The 213-nt window shown below is 55.9% G+C and carries 1 protein-coding gene; it reads left to right on the forward strand.

Annotation, left to right across the window (positions count from 1 at the left end):
• A partial coding sequence (locus tag HMPREF3277_RS12340; protein ID WP_141765232.1) for a PAAR-like domain-containing protein occupies positions 1–213 on the forward strand: 213 nt, incomplete at both ends.

A 213-nucleotide genomic window follows, 5' to 3' on the forward strand; every position in this document is an offset into this window, starting at 1 on the left:
GCCAGTAAAACCAACCGCACTACCGGCGACGAACCCGCCCTTCCGGGCCGCAAGGGTGTGCTTTCCCGTACCGCCACCAAACCCGCCTGGCCGATGATGCATTCTTCTTCGGTTAAAATCCGCAAGCGCCACATCATTCGCGCCGGCGATATGTTCCACATGAACAACAAGTTCAAGAAGAAACTGCCGCCCAAACCCTGTATTTCCTGCAAA

The sequence above is a fragment of the Neisseria sp. HMSC70E02 genome (assembly GCF_001838645.1).
GTDB lineage: Bacteria > Pseudomonadota > Gammaproteobacteria > Burkholderiales > Neisseriaceae > Neisseria > Neisseria macacae.